At 58.4% G+C, this 17,577-nt stretch carries 14 protein-coding genes and 2 pseudogenes; 10 read left to right on the top strand and 6 right to left on the bottom strand.

The annotated features are described in order from the left end of the window. Window positions 1–273 precede the first annotated feature (273 nt). The 7 genes from B3I26_RS20885 (at window position 274) to B3I26_RS20915 (ending at window position 8,398) form a co-directional block, all read left to right on the top strand. The gene (locus B3I26_RS20885; RefSeq protein ID WP_296260431.1) at window positions 274–1,917 is read left to right on the top strand and encodes a Na/Pi cotransporter family protein; all 1,644 of its coding nucleotides are present in this window, start codon (window positions 274–276) and stop codon (window positions 1,915–1,917) included. 66 nt (window positions 1,918–1,983) lie between these two features. Further along, the gene (locus B3I26_RS20890; RefSeq protein WP_296260433.1) at window positions 1,984–3,366 is read left to right on the top strand and encodes a M16 family metallopeptidase; all 1,383 of its coding nucleotides are present in this window, start codon (window positions 1,984–1,986) and stop codon (window positions 3,364–3,366) included. A 300-nt stretch (window positions 3,367–3,666) separates the two neighbouring features. Beyond that, complete coding sequence (locus B3I26_RS20895) at window positions 3,667–4,842, top strand: DUF5924 family protein (RefSeq protein ID WP_296260434.1); 1,176 nt, start codon at window positions 3,667–3,669, stop codon at window positions 4,840–4,842. Between the two features lie 10 nt (window positions 4,843–4,852). Beyond that, on the top strand, window positions 4,853–6,022 hold the full coding sequence (locus tag B3I26_RS20900) for an ABC transporter permease (protein WP_296260435.1): 1,170 nt from the start codon (window positions 4,853–4,855) through the stop codon (window positions 6,020–6,022). After that, entirely contained in the window at window positions 6,019–6,825 is an 807-nt protein-coding gene (locus B3I26_RS20905) for an ABC transporter ATP-binding protein (protein WP_296260436.1), read from the top strand. The genes B3I26_RS20900 and B3I26_RS20905 overlap by 4 nt, the downstream gene beginning before the upstream one ends. Continuing rightward, window positions 6,825–7,763 carry an MlaD family protein gene (locus B3I26_RS20910; RefSeq protein ID WP_296260939.1) on the top strand — a complete coding sequence of 313 codons (939 nt, stop codon included), beginning with the start codon at window positions 6,825–6,827 and terminating at the stop codon, window positions 7,761–7,763. The genes B3I26_RS20905 and B3I26_RS20910 overlap by 1 nt, the downstream gene beginning before the upstream one ends. Beyond that, window positions 7,760–8,398, top strand: coding sequence for an ABC-type transport auxiliary lipoprotein family protein (locus tag B3I26_RS20915; protein WP_296260438.1), 639 nt, complete (start codon window positions 7,760–7,762; stop codon window positions 8,396–8,398). Before B3I26_RS20910 ends, B3I26_RS20915 begins: the two co-directional genes overlap by 4 nt. Here B3I26_RS20915 and B3I26_RS20920 read toward each other — a convergent pair. From B3I26_RS20920 to B3I26_RS20945, 6 genes are all read right to left on the bottom strand, one after another. Further along, complete coding sequence (locus B3I26_RS20920; protein ID WP_296260440.1) at window positions 8,371–9,609, bottom strand: nucleoside recognition domain-containing protein; 1,239 nt, start codon at window positions 9,607–9,609, stop codon at window positions 8,371–8,373. The genes B3I26_RS20915 and B3I26_RS20920 overlap by 28 nt on opposite strands. A gap of 289 nt (window positions 9,610–9,898) precedes the next feature. Further along, complete coding sequence (gene gltP / locus B3I26_RS20925; protein WP_296260442.1) at window positions 9,899–11,230, bottom strand: glutamate/aspartate:proton symporter GltP; 1,332 nt, start codon at window positions 11,228–11,230, stop codon at window positions 9,899–9,901. A gap of 680 nt (window positions 11,231–11,910) precedes the next feature. Beyond that, complete coding sequence (locus tag B3I26_RS20930) at window positions 11,911–12,378, bottom strand: inhibitor of vertebrate lysozyme family protein (protein ID WP_296260443.1); 468 nt, start codon at window positions 12,376–12,378, stop codon at window positions 11,911–11,913. Between the two features lie 5 nt (window positions 12,379–12,383). Further along, window positions 12,384–12,548, bottom strand: a complete 165-nt coding sequence (locus tag B3I26_RS20935; RefSeq protein WP_002555679.1) for a DUF1328 domain-containing protein — start codon at window positions 12,546–12,548, stop codon at window positions 12,384–12,386. A 94-nt stretch (window positions 12,549–12,642) separates the two neighbouring features. Continuing rightward, complete coding sequence (locus B3I26_RS20940) at window positions 12,643–12,930, bottom strand: hypothetical protein (protein WP_296260489.1); 288 nt, start codon at window positions 12,928–12,930, stop codon at window positions 12,643–12,645. Window positions 12,931–13,240: 310 nt separating this feature from the next. Beyond that, on the bottom strand, window positions 13,241–14,095 hold the full coding sequence (locus B3I26_RS20945; protein WP_296260490.1) for a BON domain-containing protein: 855 nt from the start codon (window positions 14,093–14,095) through the stop codon (window positions 13,241–13,243). A 259-nt stretch (window positions 14,096–14,354) separates the two neighbouring features. Here B3I26_RS20945 and algB point away from each other — a divergent pair, with 259 nt between their 5' ends. The 3 genes and pseudogenes from algB to B3I26_RS20955 form a co-directional block, all read left to right on the top strand. Then, window positions 14,355–15,701 carry a sigma-54-dependent response regulator transcription factor AlgB gene (gene algB / locus B3I26_RS20950; protein WP_296260492.1) on the top strand — a complete coding sequence of 449 codons (1,347 nt, stop codon included), beginning with the start codon at window positions 14,355–14,357 and terminating at the stop codon, window positions 15,699–15,701. A 115-nt stretch (window positions 15,702–15,816) separates the two neighbouring features. Next, a pseudogene (locus tag B3I26_RS28960) lies at window positions 15,817–16,131 on the top strand (KinB sensor domain-containing domain); the annotation flags it as partial. Further along, a pseudogene (locus B3I26_RS20955) lies at window positions 16,123–17,499 on the top strand (sensor histidine kinase); the annotation flags it as partial. The pseudogenes B3I26_RS28960 and B3I26_RS20955, both read left to right, overlap by 9 nt. Between the last annotated feature and the right edge of the window lie 78 nt (window positions 17,500–17,577).

Here is a 17,577-nt window from a genome sequence, read left to right on the forward strand (position 1 = left end):
CCGTTTTTATTTGCCGACCAACGCAGGCTGATAGCGCGTAGTACAGGCACCGCCATGACAGGTCAAACGCTTGATTCATGACAGATTTGTTTCAAGAAATAATCGTCTGTGCCATGCTGGCCATACGGCTTCAAGCCGACTAAAAGCTTTAGCTGAGTGTGCTTGCTGCAACGCTGCCAGGCACCTTCACTCACTACATGCTGCACTTTCAATTTTTGCCCAATGGGCGTTGGCCACTCTGGCCCGCCAGGCAATTAACAGGGGGCTTTCCGTATGCTGACCCTGCTCGATTTGCTTTCCGCCGTCGCGCTGTTGATCTGGGGTACGCACATCGTTCGGACGGGCATTCTGCGTGTCTACGGCTCGCAATTGCGGCGCGTACTCAGTCAAAACATGTCCAAACGTCCTCTGGCCTTTGTCGCCGGAATTCTCGTCACCGCCGTGGTGCAAAGCAGTAATGCAACCGCAATGCTGGTGACTTCCTTCGTGGGTCAGAGCCTGATGGGGCTGACGCCTGCCCTGGCGATCATGCTCGGTGCCGACGTCGGTACCGCAGTGATGTCGCGCATCCTGACGTTCGACCTGTCGTGGCTCTCGCCGCTGCTGATCTTCCTGGGCGTGATTTTCTTTCTCTCGCGCAAACAGACGCGCATCGGCCAGCTTGGCCGCGTCGGAATCGGCCTGGGGTTGATCATTCTGGCGCTGCAACTGATCGTCACTGCAGCAGCCCCAATCACCCAGGCGGCGGGGGTGAAGGTGCTGTTCGCTTCGCTGACCGGCGACATCTTGCTCGACGCCTTGGTCGGGGCCATGTTCGCGCTGATCTCCTACTCAAGTCTTGCTGCCGTCCTGCTGACCGCGACCCTTGCGGGAGCGGAAATCATCAGCTTGCCAGTGGCGATCGGTCTGGTGATCGGCGCCAACATCGGCAGTGGCCTGCTGGCGTTCCTCAGCACCAGCATGCAGAACGTCGCAGGCCGCCAGGTGGCCCTCGGCAGCCTGCTGTACAAACTGATCGGCCTGTTGCTGATCATCCCGGTGCTCACGCCGTTGGTGCATTGGATGGAAACCCTGGAAGTCAGCCCGTCGAGTCTGGTGATCAGCTTCCACGTGATCTACAACTCCTTGCGCTGCCTGATCATGCTGCCCACCGTTGGGCCGATGGGTCGGCTATGCGCATCGCTACTGCCACAAGCCGCCGAGATCAACGGCCAGACCAAACCCCGCCATCTGGACCTGACGGCGCTGGCCACGCCCAGTCTTGCACTGGCCAATGCCGTGCGCGAAACCCTGCGCATGGGGGATCTGATCGATAGCATGCTCAATGCGATGCAGGAAGTGCTGCGCGGCAATCAGACTGCCGTGACGCAGGAAGTCCGCCGCCTGAACGATGACGTCGAGGTGCTGTACAACGCCATTAAGCTTTATCTGGCGCAGATGCCACGTGAAGATCTCAGCGATCAAGACAACCGTCGCTGGGCCGAAATCATTGAGCTGGCGATCAACCTGGAACTGGCCAGCGGGCTGATCGAGCGCATGCTGCGCAAGGTCCAGCAACAGAAGACTTCGCAGCGCCGGTCTTTTTCCGATGTCGGTCTGGAAGAACTCTCCGGGCTGCACACGCAACTGATGGCCAACCTGCGCCTGGGCCTGTCGGTGTTCCTCAGTGGCGACCCGGAAAGCGCGCGGCAACTGCTGCGTGAGAAGCGTCGTTTCCGGGCGCAGGAGCGACGCCTGGCACACGCCCATGTCAGCAGGCTGCAACGTAAAATCGTGCAGAGTATCGAGACCAGTTCCCTGCACCTTGAGTTGATTGCGGACATGAAGCGACTCAATTCGCTGTTTTGCAGCAGTGCCTACGCCGTGCTTGAAACCACCGACACCGGCGCATTGTCCAGCGAAAGCCAAGCGGAATAATCGGGGGAACGCCAAGGCCCGGTGGCAGTCTGTTACACATACCGGCCCGCAAGGAAGCCCGTTTTTATGCGTTGCCTGCTGTTCGCTTTTCTATTCCTCACGTCCCTTTCATCCATGGCTATCGACCGTTTTCAGGTAGAAGGCTATGTCTTGCCTAACGGTTTGCAGCTATTGCTAAAACCGGCTGAAAAGGGCCATGTGTCGATTCGCCTGATAGTGGGTATCGGTTTCGACGACTTCCCGTGCGCCGACAAAGAACTGCCGCACCTGTTGGAGCATCTGTTGTTCAGTGGCATCGACGATTCCGGCGAAGGTGGGCTGGAGCAGCAGATGCAGGTACTGGGTGGGGAATGGAACGCCTTCACCAGCAACGCTGACACCACATTCGTGATCGAGGCACCGGCGCAGAACCAGCGCAAGGTGCTGGACCTGCTGCGCAGTATGCTTACTCATACCCAGATCACTCAGGCCAGTCTGGATACCGTGAAACGTATTGTGGAGCGCGAAGACGGCGGCCATTATTCACACCTGCAGCGCTGGATGGACAAGCGCGACCTGGGGCATAGCGCCAGCAACCAATTGGCGATCGAGCTGGGACTTAAATGTACGGAGCGCCCGGAAGTCGAGCACCTGACGCTGGCACAGATCGAGAACATCCATGACAACTGGTACGCGTCCAACAACATGACGCTGATCATCGTCGGCGACCTGGACAAGCTGCTCCCAGCCTATCTTGAGCGTACGTTTGGCCAGCTCAACGCCGTCGAGCCGACCGAGCACCCGCCGCTGGCCTCCATGACTCAAAAAGCCGACCCCGAGCGCACGCTGATTCGCGGCGCACTGGGTGATGGAGCGAAGCTGCACTTGTTGTTTCCCGAGCCGGACATGGGCGAGCAGCATGACGAGACGTGGGATCTGGTGAAGGCATACCTTGACTGGGCGTTGTACAGCGAACTGCGTCTGGACAAAGGTTATTCCTATGGCCCGTGGGCCGACCGCGAAGCTTTCGGTGATACCGGCTTTCTCAGTTTGAATGCCGATCTGGATCGCGATCAGGTCGATGCAGCAGTGACATCGGTACGTTCAATGCTGGATCGATTGCGCAAGCAAGGCATGGACCCGGCAACCTTCGCCCGGCTGCAACAAGCTACGGTCGCCAAACAGGCATGGGCGACGCAAGGCAACAGCGCGCTGGCCGATTACTACTGGGGGGCCTTGAACGATTACGAAGACGGCCGTTTCGAAGACCCTGCCAAGCGCACACGTGCTGTGAGCCTGGACTTGGCTAACCGCGCCATGCGGCAGATGCTGGCCCAGCCCGGGTATCTACGGGTTGAAGAGCCGTTGCTCAGCTATGACGAGTTGTATGAGATCGGTTTGGCGTTGGCCGCGCTGGTGATATTGCTGATCGTCTGGCGCTGGCGAGTGCACAAAAAAAGATCAATCTGATGACGGGCGTTTTTGATGGCTGCCCGGAGGGCGTAGGCGCCTTGTTTGCAAGCGATCCGCTGCGTAGCAGCGGGAGCATACGATCGTATGTGATCAGATACACCGCCTGTGTAGGGTTTACTGCCGGTTCCCGGCAAATCGTCAGCAAGCCGAGCGCCTACACCTTCGGCAGAATCAAAAAGACCTTTATTACAAGGGCGCCCATCCCGGCGACCTTTGGCAAAATCAAGAGCAAGCCGCATCTCTCGAGCATTGGTATGCTCCCAAGGATTTTCCACCTCAGTCGAAGTGAACGCCGAAATGCCGGACCTTAACGCCATCATGCACAGCTCCCTGGTACAGCGCGTACTGGAGTTCATCAAGCGTTACCCGGGGCTGATTGCGTTCTTCGGTTTTTGCTCCGGCATCGGCAGCTTCATTCTGGTGGACCGCCAGGCCAAGCTCGCGACCTGGATCGCGGTGATCATGCTGATCAGCTGGGTCTGGCTGATGGTGGAAAACAGCGCCGTCGCGCTCTTCGCCAGGGTGTTCAAACGCGAGATTCCTCAACCCCTGCTGCGTTACGCCACGCAGATGATCCATCAGGAAAGTCTGTTCTTCGTGCTGCCGTTCTTTTTCGTCACCACCACCTGGAACAGTGGACAGCTTGCGTTTACCGGCTTATTGGGCGCGGCGGGGCTGGTATCGATCACCGATCCTCTGTACTACAAATGGCTGGCACCGCGCCGCTGGCTGTTCCTGGCGCTGCACACCCTGACCCTGTTCGCGGCATTGCTCACCGCGTTGCCGATCATCCTGCACCTCACCACCGCCGAAAGTTACAAGCTGGCGCTGATTACCGCGATGGTGCTGTCCATTCCGAGCATGGCCTCAAGCTTCCCCGTCAACAACTGGAAACGCGGCCTGGGACTGATGGTTCTAACCCTGGCCATCGGCGGCGCCGGCTGGCAGCTGCGCTCCTGGGTGCCGCCGGCGACGCTGTGGCTAACGGAAGTGGCAGTCAGCACGCGCTTCGACAATCAGAACCGAACCCCCGGCGAAAGCATTCAGGAGGTCGGCGTCAATCAACTGCGCAGCAGTGGCCTGTACGCCTACACCTCGATCAATGCCCCTCGGGGTCTGGATGAACGGATCTACCATGTTTGGCGCCATAACGGCCAAGAGGTCGACCGAATCGCGCTGGACATCCACGGTGGGCGCAAGGAAGGCTATAGGGCGTGGACCCATAAGCAGAATTTTCCGCCGGATGTGTTGGGTAAGTGGCAGGTGAGGGTGCTGACGGAGGATGGCCAGATGATTGGCGTATTGCGCTTCCGGGTGACCGACACCGACCAACCCGCAGTGACGCGCAAAAAAATCACTCCGACTGGGCTCAAGCCCGGTGCGGACGCGCTGGCGCCAGAGGGTTCCGGCGCAGACAAGGCTGATGACAATGCGCCTGCGGCCAGTGCGGCCGATCCAGCCAAAACCCACTAAGCCCGCCGCCATGACCCCATCGACTCCACTAGCTACTCCTACTGCCAAGGCACCCGGCAGCGTTTCGCTGGACACTTCGACCACCCCCACACAGCTGTGGATTGCCGGAGACTGGACACTGGCGCACTACCATGACCTCAAGCGCCAGACCGATGAACTGAGCGATGGCTTCGGCTTAGCAACGCAGGTCGACATGAGTCAGTTAGGCGCACTGGATACAGCCGGTGCGTCACTGCTGGTAGAGCTGCTTGGTGTACAGCGCCTGCGCCTGCTTGCCGTGCAGGCGCCCAATCTTCCCGAGTCCAGCCGTGCGCTGATGCAGACCATTCAGAGCGCGCTGATCGATTACTGCCAACCGCTGAAAGATCCGGAAGTCGCCGTTGGCACTCAGTTGCTGGCTCGCATCGGTTGTGCAGTGGAAGTGATCTGGAACGACACCCTGCAATTGTTGGGCTTTATCGGGTTGATCCTGCAGACTTTTGTCACCACGATGCTGCGCCCCAAGCGCTGGCGGACCACCTCGGTCATTGCGCACATCGAGCAGATAGGCCTGGATGCTGCGCCCATCGTCGCGCTGCTGACATTCATGGTGGGTGCGGTCGTAGCCTTTCTCGGGGCCACGGTGCTCAAGGCGTTTGGCGCGACAATCTTCACGGTTGATTTGATTGGCTTTGCCTTTTTGCGCGAATTCGCCGTGCTGCTCACTTCGATTCTTCTGGCAGGCCGCACCGCCAGCGCATTCACCGCACAGATCGGCTCGATGAAGGCCAATGAAGAGCTCGATGCCCTGCGCACCTTGGGGCTTAGTCCTACAGAGATGTTGGTTTTGCCTCGCGTGCTGGCGTTGCTCATCTCCCTGCCAATGCTGACCTTCCTGGCGATGATCTGCGGCATCGTTGGCGGCGGCATGGTATGCGCGCTGTCCTTGGGCATCTCACCTGCTATGTTCCTTTCTCTGATGCAGGCCGACATCGGCGTGCAGCATTTTCTGGTGGGGATCGTCAAAGCACCGATCTTCGCTTTCTTTATCGCGGCGATTGGTTGCCTGGAAGGCTTCAAGGTGCAGGGCAGCGCCGAATCGGTGGGTGCTCACACGACGTCGAGCGTGGTGCAGTCGATTTTCGTGGTCATCGTGCTGGATGCGCTGGCGGCGCTGTTTTTCATGGAGATGGGCTGGTGACCCGACGTTACGTTCAACCCAGCGAGACGGTGATCCAAGTGCGCGGCCTGTGCAATCGCTTTGGCGCGCAAGTGGTCCACGACAACCTCGATGTGGATCTGTATCGCGGGGAAATCCTCGCGGTGGTGGGCGGCTCGGGCAGCGGCAAGTCGGTGTTATTGCGCAGCATCGTCGGCCTGCAGCGTCCCAAGCAAGGCACTGTTCAGGTCCTGGGGCAGGATTTGCTGAATCTCTCGGATGAAAAGCGCTCACAGGTTGAACGTCGTTTCGGTGTGCTGTTTCAGAAAGGCGCCTTGTTTTCATCGCTGACCATCACTGAAAACGTCGCGTTACCGCTGATCGAGCATGCAGGTCTTAGTCGACAAGACGCTGAGCATCTGGCCGGAATAAAAATGGCCCTGGCGGGCTTGCCGCTGTCGGCAGCGCATAAATATCCGTCGGAGCTGTCCGGCGGGATGATCAAGCGCGCCGCGCTGGCCCGGGCCTTGGCGCTGGATCCGGATATTCTGTTCCTCGACGAGCCCACTGCCGGGCTCGATCCAATTGGCGCGGGCGCCTTCGACCAATTGATCCTGACCTTGCGCGACGCGCTCGGCCTGAGCGTATTTATGGTCACCCACGACCTGGACACGCTGTATACCATCACCGACCGAGTCGCGGTGCTGGCTCAGAAACGTGTGCTGGTGGCTGACAGCATCGACAAGGTGGCCGCTTACAAGGACCCCTGGATCCACGAGTATTTTCATGGCCCGCGCGGTCGCTCGGCCTACGCAGCGGCCACCCACCCACACGAGGTCTCATGATGGAAACCCGCGCCCACCACGTTTTGATCGGCCTGTTCACGGTGATCGTGGTCGCCTCCGCGCTGCTGTTCGGCCTGTGGCTGGCCAAATCCAGCGTCGATACCGCCTTCAAGGATTACCAGGTGGTGTTCAACGAAGCGGTGACCGGCCTGTCCCGTGGCAGCCCGGTGCAATACAGCGGGATCAAGGTCGGCGATGTAGTCAACCTGCGCCTCGACCCGCAAGACCCTCGCCGCGTGCTGGCACAAATCCGGGTTGCCGGAGAAACCCCGATCAAACGCGACACCTTCGCCAAGCTGGCCCTGGCGGGCATCACCGGCACATCGATCATTCAGCTCAGCGGCGGCACGCCGCAAAGCGAAGCGCTGAAGACCCAGGATGGCAGCCTGCCAGTCATCATCGCCTCACCCTCGCCGATCTCGCGCTTGCTCAACGACAGCAACGACTTGCTGACCGGGATCAACAGCCTGCTGCACAACACCAATGAGCTGTTTTCCTCAGGCAATGTGAAGGCCCTCACCGAAATCCTTGATCACCTTGAGCAAACCACAGGGGCGATTGCCGATCAGCGCGACGACATCCGTCAGGCGTTGAAACAGATGACAGTATTGAGCAAACAGGCAGGCGCCACCCTTGAACAGACCTCGGCGCTGATGCGCAACGCTAACCAACTTCTGACCACTGACGGCAGGCAGACCATCGCCAGTGCGCAACAGGCCATGAAGTCCCTGGAGCAGAGCAGCATGACCATTAATACGCTGCTCAAGGACAATCGCGATTCGGTAAACGGTGGGCTTCAGGGCCTGGGTGAATTAGGTCCGGCCATTCGCGAGCTGCGCGAAACCCTGGCCTCGCTCAAGAACATCTCGCGTAGTCTGAACGCTAACCCCAGCGGCTACCTGCTTGGTAGCGAGAAGCACAAGGAATTCGAGCCATGAGGCTTGCCAATCACTCTCTTATCCGGCTGTTAACGGCAAGCGCGCTGCTGTCGCTGGGCGCCTGTTCGATTCTGCCGAAGCAGGCGCCATCGGATGTCTATCGCCTGCCGACTGCGGCAAGCAGTAGCCAGGCCGCACCACCGGTCTGCTGGTCATTGCGTGTAACGAGGCCCAAGTCCAGCGAAGCCCTGGACAGTCCGCGCATCGCGGTGATCCCTCAGGGCGATGCGATCAGCAGCTATAAAGGCGCGCGCTGGAGCGATCCGGCGCCAGCCCTGTTACGTAATCGCCTGACCGACGCGTTTTATCGCGACGGTCGGGTGCAGTCGATCAGCACTGACGACAGCAACCTGCAAGCGGACTTCGAACTGGGAGGAGAGCTGCAGGCGTTCCAGAGTGAATATCGCGGCCAGACCATCGAGGTGGTGATTCGACTGGATGCACGGCTGGCCGATCATCGTCAGCGCATCGTCGCCAGCCACCGTTTTGAAATACACCAGCCAGTGGTCGATAAGCAGGTATCAGCGGTGGTGGCGGGCTTCGGACAGGCCAGCGATACGCTGACCGCCCAAGTGCTGCAATGGACCGTCGACCAAGGCCAGAGGCATTACGCCGCCGAGCCGAAGAACCAATAGCAGACCGCGATCGCCGCGATCACCCCGCAAAACTCTGCCAGCAGCGCACAGCCCACCGCATGGCGCGCGCGCTGGATGCCAACAGCGCCAAAGTACACCGCCAGCACATAAAAGGTGGTCTCGGTGCTGCCTTGTACGGTTGCGGCTACCAATGCCGGGAAACTGTCCACGCCCTGGGTTTTCATGGTTTCAATCAGCATCGCCCGCGCCGCACTGCCGGAGAACGGTTTGACCAGCGCCGTAGGTAGTGCATCGACGAAACGGGTGTCCAGCCCCATCCATTGGACAGCGTGACGGATGCCTTCCAGGATCAGATCCAACGCCCCGGACGCCCGCAACACGCCTACCGCACAGAGCATCGCCACCAGATATGGCAGCAGATTCTTCGCTACGTCGAAGCCCTCTTTGGCGCCTTCGACGAAGGTTTCATACACCTTTACCTTACGCAGCGCGCCGATCACCAGAAACAGGATGATGATGCCGAACAGCGTCACGTTGCCGAGGATCGATGACAGGCTGGACAGGGCAGCAGCGGAAAGGCCGGCCAGGATCGCCATGAAGCCGCCCAGCACTAGCGCGCCGGGAATTAGATAAGCCAGTACCACCGGGTCCCACAGGCGCAGCCGCTGCATGAATGCCACTGACAACAGGCCAACCAGGGTCGAGGCACTGGTCGCCAGCAGGATGGGCAGGAACACCAGGGTCGGGTCCACCGCGCCTTGCTGTGCGCGGTACATGAAGATGGTGACCGGCAGCAGGGTCAGCGAGGAGGCGTTGAGCACCAGGAAAAGGATTTGCGCATTGCTGGCTATTGTCTTGCTGGGGTTGAGTTCCTGCAGCGAGCGCATGGCCTTCAGGCCAATGGGGGTTGCGGCGTTGTCCAGGCCCAGTGCGTTGGCCGCAAAGTTGAGAGTAATCAGGCCTAGCGCAGGATGGCCGCGCGGCACCTCTGGCATGAGGCGGTGGAACAGCGGGGCGAGGACTTTGCCGAGCCAGTCGACGATCCCGGCTTTTTCGGCGATGTTGAGAAAGCCCAGCCACAGCGTCAGCGTGCCGAACAGCAGCACCATGACCTCAACCGAGAGCTTGGCCATCGCAAAGATGCTTTCGACCATCGCGGCGAAGATGCCCGCGTTGCCGCCAATCAGCCACTGCGATAGCGCTGAAACCGCCGCGACCACAAAAAAACCAAGCCATAGGCCGTTGAGCATCAGTAAATCCCCTCGCAAGATGCGGCGATGATAGCGGTGGGGACGTAAACAACAAACCCTCTGTCACGTTGCGATGAGCCCTGTGGAAGCTTTGGACGTTAGGAAGGGGGCGAACACGGTGTGTCAGCAAGTCCGTCTTCGCCACCGCCGTAACCTCCGGATGCTCCAACAGGGTCTGCACTTTTGCCATTACCATGATCTGTGCAAGCCCACAGGGGATCAGTGGTGTTGCATCTCCAAAACAACAAACCCCGGCCAGGCGGGGTTTGTGTTTAATGCCGATAAGCAATCAGTCGACAGTCGACTGCGCAGCAGGCAGGGGCTCCTTGCTACGCCAGTGCGGCAGCGAGTTCCAGTAGCGCTCGCCCTTGGCGTCGTCGTACATGCCTTCCCAACGCGAGATGACCAATACCGCCAAGGCATTGCCGATCACGTTCAGGGCGGTGCGCGCCATGTCCATGATGCGGTCGACGCCAGCGATGAATGCCAGGCCTTCCAGCGGAATACCCACGCTGCCCAGGGTCGCCAGCAACACCACGAAAGACACCCCCGGAACGCCCGCGATGCCCTTGGAGGTCACCATCAGGGTCAGCACCAGCATGATCTGCTGGCCGATCGACAGGTCGATGCCGTACAGCTGCGCGATAAACAGCGCCGCAATGCTCTGATACAGCGTGGAGCCGTCAAGGTTGAAAGAATACCCGGTCGGCACCACGAAGCTGCTGATGGCCTTTGGCGCGCCGTAAGCTTCCATTTTCTCGATCACGCGGGGCAGCACGGTCTCGGAGCTTGCGGTGGAATAAGCCAGCACAAGCTCATCCTTGAAGATACGCATCAGCTTGGTCACCGAGAAACCAAACAGGCGGGCGATCAAACCCATCACTACGAAAGCAAAGAAGGCGATGGCGACGTAAACCAGAATGACCAGCTTGGCCAGCGGTAGCAGTGAGGCGAAACCGAAGTTGGCCACGGTCACGGCGATCAGTGCGAAAACACCAATTGGCGCGTAGTTCATGATCATGTGAGTGACCTTGAACATGGTTTCTGAGACGCCCTGAAACACCTTGACCAGCGGCTCGCGCACTTCTGCGTTGAGGCTGGACAGTCCCAAACCGAAGAACACCGAGAAGAAAATGATCGGCAGCATGTCGCCACGCGCGACTGCAGCGAAGATGTTCGACGGGATCAGGTTAAGGATGGTGGCGATGAAAGCGTGATCGTGTTGCACCTCGGCGGTGGTTTTCTGGTATTGCGAGATGTCCACGGTGCCCAGCGTGCTCATGTCGATGCCGGTGCCAGGGTGGAACAGGTTAGCCAGCAGCAGGCCGACGACAATGGCGATGGTAGTGACAACTTCGAAGTACAAAATGGTCTTCAGACCGATACGTCCGAGTTTTTTCGCGTCGCCTACACCTGCAATCCCAACGACAAGAGAAGAAATCACGATCGGAATAACGATCATTTTGATCAGGCGAATGAAGATGTCGCCCGCAGGCTGGAGGAGATTACTAATCCACCAAGTCTTTTCAGCGCTGAAGTGATTGAGCACCGCTCCCAGCACGATCCCCAGGACCAGACCGATGAGGATCTGCCAAGCCAGGCTGAGTTTTGCCTTCTTCATGTCATGAACCTTGTTGTAGTTAGCGTGGACATTTCTCACCGACGGCTCGAGATGCTCTTTTAAGCAGGATCGAGGCGTGGATGCCTTGGATCTGTCCAGAAGTTCACTGCAAATGAGCATCCGAGCTCGCGGCAGGCGGAAAAAGGCCGCAACTATTCCTATCCAGAGGTTCAACGTCTAATGCCGTAAGTGCCTACCTCATGCCGAATCGGTATGAAGAAAATCAACAACTTAGGTGAATTTGAGTAAAAGAAGGGATTTGGAGCGGGCAGATCCGCCTTGAAAAGTGGCTAAAACGCCGTCTGCAGCGCTGAGACGGACAATGCGCAGCATGCAATTAACTAGATGTTCATGAACGACCGAGCGGTCGTAGGAAAATCAAGGTTTCTCGATATACGGTCACATGGAGCCGTGAGTACGCTACCCGCATTTGCGCGTCGAAAGCTCACAATCAACCCGTACCCTATGAGGCGGTGTGACGATGAGCTTGCGAAGCGGCTTCCTGACCCGACCCAACATGAGAGCACTCCCTGTGCTCCTGGTGCGCTGCAATCACTCCATTGATCAGAACGCACCGGCCCCTTGGTCACGAGCAGCCCCTCCTCGGGGTGCGCGACTAATGAAAGACATAAGTGTGGTCATGTCTTCCGTTATCTAAATCTATAACGGGTATCAGTGAATCAATACCAGTTTGGATCTTTCTTCAGCTGTTCCATCAGAAGGCCTTTCATACCTTCGTCTGGCTTGCCGAGGAAGCGGTAGTCAGCATGACGTGTTGGTGATTTATCCGCTGGCAAACCGGCGGGTACTTCAACCAGCATGGCGTAGGCATGCGCTTTGTTCATGCTGAATGCCACGATGAGCCGTTTGTTGGTGCACGTGTCCTGGGTTTCGCAGAGAGGCCCTACCAGGTATTTGTCACCCTCCTCGGTCACCGCGTTCATCTGTTCTGAAGAACCGGAAAGATTGATCACCCAGTCGGGTAAACGTTCTTCTTTCTTGACCACGCCCGACCAGGTTTGCCGATATTCAGGATCGGAGCTCAACAGCTCGTTAACCCGCGACTGCCCGTCGTTCGCTGCCATGGCCATGGCACTGGCGCTCGTCAGGAGCGCCAGAGTCATGGCCTGGAAGTGCTTGCGAACCATTATTGTCAGCCTCGACCGCGACGACCGAAGAAGAACGACACAACGAACATCACCAGGAACACAACGAAGAGAATCTTGGCGATACCCGTAGCGGTGCCTGCGATACCACCGAAGCCCAGTACTGCTGCAACGATAGCGATGATCAGAAATGTGATAGCCCAACTCAACATGGTGATTCTCCTTACGGTTTTTTTAATTTCTAACTACAGCCAGGTATCGGTTTCGATCCTCGACGTAGATCGCGTCTCTGCCATCACCCGATGATCAGAAGACCCAACTCTCTTGACGCGGCGCTTGCTCGATGGCTGCGGCGGCGTCATCAACCGGTTGCAAACTCAAACCTACATCAGTGGCCTTCAACGCGGTCGCTTTAGCGAAAGGTGCGGTGTGGCTGTAGGAATGCTGGATGTGGACCACTGGCTGATTTTTTTCATTCCAATGGGCAAATTGCTGAACGATGATCAAAGTGATCATCAGCGCCAGACTGGCGAATAAACCTTGCTGCAAATGCAGTGGGGAAATACGCAGTGCAGCAAGACGTTGGGTGTTCATTCAGCTAGCTCCAGGCAATCTTGTCGGTCGACGGTTCAGACCTTTCTCATCTGGATATTGCAGCCTGTGTGCCAGCTTTTTTATCCTAATAAACTTCTTATAAATCAATATCTTATAAGCCTTATGCGGGTGGGTCTTACGCGCAAGCTGCACGATTGAACATTTGGCATCGTGCGTAATGCACGAAGAGGCATAGGCGCTGTGCCACTAACTTGCAGAATTCGACAGCCTCGACCTGCAGAAACAAGGCCTGCTGGGGTTGGCGATTTAAAGCGAACCACCCCCGCCAAATAGAGTGCTACGCGAGCATTCACCCCGCACTGCGCGTCATGACCCGCAAGGTATCGGCGTCTACACCTTTCACACCTCGAATGTTGCGGGCTATTTCAACTGCCAACTCCTTCTCGGCGTAATTGGCCACCACGCCGTCCAGACTCACAACGCCGCTTTTGGTATCCACCTTTATATTCAGCCCATCGAGGTTGCGACTATAGATAAGGCTGGACTTCACCTTGCTGGTGATCCAGGCATCACTGAATTCTTCGCGCACGCTATTGGCCTGCGCTTCGTTCTGATCCTTGATGGCTTGGGTATCTCGGGCGCTCAAGCTGATCAGGTTGTTGACCTCAGTCACACCGTCGGTGTTGCTCGCCAAGCTACCCGCCAGTTGCTTGGCGTCTGCGTCCTTGGCCTGACCTTTAAGTGTCACCACACCCTGAGCCGACGTCACGTCGATGTTCAGACCTTCGGTCACGCTGTTCCACAGAAGCTTGGATTTGATCGTGGCTGTGAGCGTCGCATCGTCAAAGCGCTGGGCCATATTAGCTTTAGTACCCGGTTCGGCCGCGACCTGCGGATCGATCAGCAGCTGGTTTTCGACCTTGTTAATGCCTTGCGTGTCGCCGGCGATTTGCGTCGCCAAGTCCCGATCGACCTCATTTTCCACCTTGCCGGTGAGAGTGGCCGTACCTTCCTCGACCTTTACGCCGATGTTGAACGGACTCAAATGGCGGTTAAGGGCGAAGGCTGTCCAAATCGAACCTTCCTGACGCGCTTGCGCCAACTGTGTCTGCAGATCGCCTTGGGCGGCCTGAGCGCAGACGGGCGTCATGCCGAGCAAGCCTGTGGCGGCCATCGCCAGCGCGATTGTCTTGAGAGGGTGCATGGCAGTTCTCCAGAGTTACAAAAGTACTAGTGGACAGACTTTTCATTCCTCCAGACGTTCGCCGCGCAGGTCTACGTCCCGGTTTTTCGGGTCGGCGCCAGTCACAATTTCCAGCTGTTAAAGCCTTGGATCAATGGGTTCTCTGTATTTTTGCCAGATAGCTACCATGCACGCCGCCGAATCAATCAGAATGAACCATGCAACTTGCCCGATTTTTCCGGGACTAACCTCAGACCATTTATTTAGGAGCGTAGGAAAAATGGAAGCAGCCACTGAGAATCAGGGCCGTATTCTGCTCGTGGATGATGAATCCGCCATCCTTCGCACCTTCCGCTATTGCCTGGAAGATGAAGGCTACAGCGTCGCCACCGCCAACAGCGCGGCACAGGCCGAAGCGCTGCTGCAACGTCAGGTGTTCGACGTGTGTTTTCTGGATCTGCGTCTTGGGGAAGACAACGGTCTGGACGTACTGGCGCAGATGCGCATTCAAGCACCATGGATGCGCGTGGTCATCGTCACCGCGCATTCGGCTGTGGATACTGCTGTGGACGCCATCCAGGCAGGTGCGGCTGACTATCTGGTAAAACCGTGCAGCCCCGACCAACTGCGTCTGGCAACCACCAAACAGCTGGAAGTCCGGCAACTTTCAGCGCGCCTTGAAGCGCTCGAAGGCGAGGTGCGCAAGCCCAAGGACGGCCTGGATTCCCACAGCCCATCGATGATGGCGATTCTGGAGACAGCTCGTCAGGTGGCCAATACCGATGCCAACATTCTGATACTCGGCGAGTCGGGGACCGGTAAAGGCGAGCTGGCGCGGGCCATTCACGGCTGGAGCAAGCGAGCGAAAAAGGCCTGTGTCACTATCAATTGCCCGTCGCTGACTGCCGAGCTGATGGAAAGCGAACTGTTCGGTCACAGCCGCGGTGCGTTTACCGGTGCCAGTGAGAGCACCCTTGGCCGGGTCAATCAGGCCGACGGCGGTACATTGTTTCTCGATGAAATCGGCGATTTCCCACTGACTTTGCAGCCCAAGTTATTGCGCTTCATCCAGGACAAGGAGTACGAGCGCGTGGGCGACCCGGTAACGCGTCGCGCTGACGTGCGCATCCTGGCGGCGACCAACCTGAATCTGGAAGACATGGTCCGCGAAGGGCGTTTCCGCGAAGACCTGCTGTACCGCCTGAACGTGATTACTTTGCATTTGCCGCCGTTGCGCGAGCGTGGCGAGGACATTCTGACCCTGGCGGATCGTTTCCTGGCTCGCTTCGTCAAGGAGTACGGCCGTCCGGCGCGCGGCTTCAGCGAGGAGGCCCGTAGCGCACTGATCAATTACCGCTGGCCGGGCAACATTCGCGAACTGCGTAACGTCGTAGAACGGGCGAGCATTATCTGTCCGCAGGAAAAAGTCGAAGTCAGTCACTTGGGCATGGGCGAGCAGCCAACCAATAATGCGCCGCGTGTAGGCGCAGCGTTGAGCCTGGACGAACTGGAAAAAGCTCACATCGGCGCAGTGCTGGCCACCAGCGACACCCTGGATCAGGCTGCCCGTACGTTGGGCATCGACGCCTCGACGTTGTACCGCAAACGCAAGCAGTACAACCTGTGACGGGGCGCCCATGAAGCTCGCGATGAAGTTGCGCACCCGACTGTTCCTCAGCATTTCGGCGCTGATCACGGTCGCGCTGCTAGGCCTGTTGCTGGGATTGGTCAGCGTCATGCAGATGGCCCAGTCCCAGGAAGACCTGATCCGTCACAACTTCATCACGCTCGACATCGGCCTCAAGCTGCGACAAAACCTGGGCGACCAATTGGTCATGCTGCTCAGGCAAAAGCCCGACGAAGGGGCGTTTAAGCAAAGTCAGGAGCAATTCCAGGGTTTGCTCGAACAGGGGATCGACCACGATCAACAGACCAATATTCACAGCGGCTTCGATAAGGCGCGTGTCGATTACGAGGTGTTTCTCAAATCGCTGGAGGAATCCGGGGATCCGAGCGAGGCGCTAAATAGCGATAAGACCGTCACCTCTTCTTTCAATGTACTGCGCAACGGCCTACTGGACGCACACCGGCAGGCTTTGCAAAACATCAGCCAGGCTGAAAGCGCGTCACGCAGCCGTGCGCTTTGGGTCGCCGCGCTGCTGGGGTTCGTCGGCATCGCTGTGCTGGCGATCGGCTTCGTCACCGCCCACGGCATCGCGCGGCGCTTCGGCGCACCGATCGAAGCGTTGGCCAAGGCCGCTGACAAAATCGGTCAGGGCAATTTCGAGGTAACCCTGCCGATTTCCTCGGCCACCGAAATGAATCAACTGACCCGGCGCTTCGGCATCATGGCCGAGGCGCTGCGCCAGCATCAGGTCACCAACGTCGATGAGCTCCTGGCAGGCCAGCAACGGCTGCAAGCGGTGCTCGACAGCATCGACGACGGCCTGCTGATGATCGATCGCCAGGGCCGCCTTGAACACTTTAACCCCGTTGCCCAGCGGCAACTGGGTTGGGAAGAAGGACAGTTAGGACAGGGATTGGGCGAGGCGTTGGGGCGTCCGGAGCTCGACGAGCAGCTCTATCTGGTCTTGCGCGGCGGGACGCTGGAGCGGGCGCCCGAGGACCTGTCCATCGAAATCGAAGGTGAAACGCGCTTGCTGACGTACAGCCTGACGCCTGTCAGTCACACCAAGGGCCACATCCTCGGCGCAGTGATGGTGCTGCATGACGTGACCGAGCAAAGGGCCTTCGAGCGCGTGCGCAGTGAGTTTGTCCTGCGCGCTTCCCACGAGTTGCGCACGCCGGTGACGGGGATGCACATGGCATTCGGCCTGCTGCAGGAGAGAGTGCATTTTCCGCCAGAATCTCGAGAAACAGACCTGCTGAAAACCGTCAACGAAGAAATGCAGCGTCTGATGCAACTGATCAACGACCTGCTGAATTTTTCCCGCTATCAGAATGGGCTGCAGAAGCTGGCCTTGGCGCCCTGTGATGTGGGCGAGTTGCTCACCGAAGCACGCCAGCGCTTCGCCGATGCGGCACTCAAACAGGATGTGGAAGTGCTGCTGGAAACGCAGGAGCCGCTGCCACGTCTGCAAGCTGACAAGGCCCAGCTCGATCGCGTACTCGATAATCTGCTCGACAATGCATTGCGTCACACCCCGCAGTCCGGGCTCATCCGGCTGCAGGCGCGTCGGCATGGCGAGCGGGTGATCATAAGTGTCGAGGATAACGGCGAGGGTATTGCCTACGGCCAGCAAGCGCGGATCTTTGAGCCGTTTGTTCAGGTCGGTCGCAAGAAAGGCGGCGCAGGTCTGGGGCTGGCGTTGTGCAAGGAGATCGTGCAATTGCACGGGGGTCGGATGGGTGTGTATTCCCGGCCAGGGCAAGGGACGCAGTTCTATATGGCATTGCCGCTGTAGTGACGCCTGTTTCAACAGGGGCGCTTACTTCACGGACTCTCGGCTCTGCCCGCAAGCCTGGCGCGCTAGCCAGAATCG

The sequence above is a fragment of the Pseudomonas sp. UBA5706 genome (genome assembly GCF_002419965.1).
In the GTDB taxonomy this organism is placed as follows: Bacteria; Pseudomonadota; Gammaproteobacteria; order Pseudomonadales; family Pseudomonadaceae; genus Aquipseudomonas.